Consider the following 2083-nt stretch of genomic DNA (forward strand, 5'->3'; position numbering starts at 1 on the left):
GGACCGGAGCAAAGCAGCCTGCCGTCGTCCGTTCCCCGATTGACGCGCATCGCCGCGATGCCGAATTGCGGCTGGATCGCGCGGATCAGCACAGCGCTGCCCGGCAGGCACACCGCGTTCAGGCACCAGTGAAATGCGGATTTCAGCAGAATTTCAGAACTCCGTCGGTACGGCGCGGGCAATCTCAGGCATGCTGATCCAATAGACGGAGGCAGCCATGTTCGACGATCAAGCCCGCACCCGCGCACGCCAGGAACTCTTCGAGATCGTCGCCAGTGGAATCGTCAACCCCGGCTATGCGCCGCCCGGCGCGCTGATTGAGATGCTCGAGATCGCCGCCACGGACCTGAAGGGCGATCGCGCCGCGCAGCAGCAGCCCAGTCCAACGGATATCTTGACGGCGCAGAATGATAGCCGAATAGGTCATTGGATGTTGTGCAAGGGCAGGTCGCTGTTCCATGGCGGAATCCGCATCGCAGGGGGTCTTGCAACTCGGCGACTGCCAGCTTGATCTGGAGCGCGGCCTGCTGCTGCGGGATGGGGCAGCGGTGCCGCTGCGATCAAAGGCGTTCAGCCTGCTTTCTTATCTGGCTCGAAACGACGGCAAGGTCGTCACCAAATCCGATCTGATCTCCGCGGTCTGGGGCAACATAGCCGTCACCGAAGATTCCCTCACCCAGGCGGTGCGGGACATAAGGAAGGCCCTCGACGACAACAACCAGGCGATCCTGAAGGCCGTGCCCAAGCGCGGCTATGTGCTTTCGGCTCCCTGTCATAAGCCTTCGGCTTCACAACCGGTCGTCGCGGTCGTGCCGTTCGAGGACGGCCGGGCGCCCGGCGAGACTTCGGATCCAGTGATCGGCGCCTTCGCGGACGACGTGGCCGACAGGCTTGCCCGCTTCCACACGGTGACGATCCTGAACCGGGAGACGGCGCTCGCCGCCTTCCGCCAGGCGCAAGGCCATGGCCTGCCGATCGCGGTGCGGCCGGATTATTTTGTGCGAGGCTCCGTCATTCGCAGCGCCGACCAGTTGAAGATCAGTGCCAAGCTGGTCGACGCGCAAGCCGGAACGCTGGTCTGGGGCGAGAGCTACACGGCGGTCGCGCCTGACCTGTTCGCGATTCAGGATGAGATTGCCTACCGTGTCGTGAACCGGCTGGTGTCAAATCTGGAGGCGGCGGCGTTGCGGCGAACCGCCGGCAAGCCGACGCAGGACCTTGCGGCCTATGAACTGGTGACGCGAGCGATCGTGCGCTTCCGCGGCTATCGTCCCGACGACAATAGCGAAGCCTTGAACCTGCTCAAGGCAGCGATTTCACGCGACCCGGACTATGGGCTAGCCCACGCCTATATCGCGTTGGTGGAACTGGCGATTGCCGATTACGGAAGCGCGCCGGAGGATGTGATCGCAAGCTGCATCGAGCGTGCCTCGCTTGCCGTGGCGCTGGCGCCGGACGAACCCCGTTGCCATCGCATCCTGTCACAGGCGCGGCTTGCCGCGCGCGACCACAAGGCGGCCGAGCACCACATGCGACGCGCGCTCGACATCAACCCCTACGACGCCGACACGATGATGCAGATGGGTCATGTGCTGTCTTTGCGCGGACGACCGCGCGACGGGTTGGAGTTTCGCGGTAAATCCTCTCCATGCCGAATGGTATCATTGCGATCGAGCCCTCGCGCTTTACGCTGCCCGCGACTATGGCGGCGCCGCAACGGCGATACAGCGCCTGCCTTACGGGCCTCGACGGTGGTCACTGCTTGCGGCTGCGCTGGCGCGCTCCGGCGACAGGGCCGGCGCGCGGGAATGCGTCATGCACATCCGCAAATCGGACCCTGGCTTCTCGCCGGTAAGCCACTTGCGCGCGAGTATCGAATTCGAGAAGCCGGAAGACAGCGATCATCTCGTCGAGGGCTTCGAAATCGCCGCCGCAATTGCTGAATGAGAGATGGTTTTTCGGCCACTTGATCAAACCGAGGTTTTGAAAGGTCGGATGACGACGCTATCGCGCGGTGCGCGCCGCGCTCAAAACCTGCGGCTAAGATAAGGCGATCCGCCGAGGCCGAACCGCCATTCTGCCT

The 2083-nt window shown here is 63.7% G+C and carries 3 protein-coding genes; 2 read left to right on the top strand and 1 reads right to left on the bottom strand.

The genetic code is table 11. From position 1 onward, the window contains the following. Window positions 1-182, bottom strand: a 182-nt coding sequence (locus tag DH10_RS36195) for a DNA-3-methyladenine glycosylase (protein WP_246811709.1), incomplete at its 3' end; no start/stop codon positions are given. Window positions 183-217: 35 nt separating this feature from the next. Here DH10_RS36195 and DH10_RS36200 point away from each other — a divergent pair. Both DH10_RS36200 and DH10_RS36205 read left to right on the top strand, forming a co-directional pair. Beyond that, complete coding sequence (locus DH10_RS36200) at window positions 218-511, top strand: hypothetical protein (protein WP_192244638.1); 294 nt, start codon at window positions 218-220, stop codon at window positions 509-511. After that, a complete protein-coding gene (locus tag DH10_RS36205; protein WP_192244636.1) occupies window positions 459-1943 on the top strand; it encodes a winged helix-turn-helix domain-containing protein in 1485 nt (494 codons plus the stop codon). Before DH10_RS36200 ends, DH10_RS36205 begins: the two co-directional genes overlap by 53 nt. Window positions 1944-2083 lie beyond the last annotated feature (140 nt).

The organism is Mesorhizobium silamurunense (assembly GCF_014843825.1).
Lineage (GTDB): Bacteria > Pseudomonadota > Alphaproteobacteria > Rhizobiales > Rhizobiaceae > Mesorhizobium > Mesorhizobium silamurunense.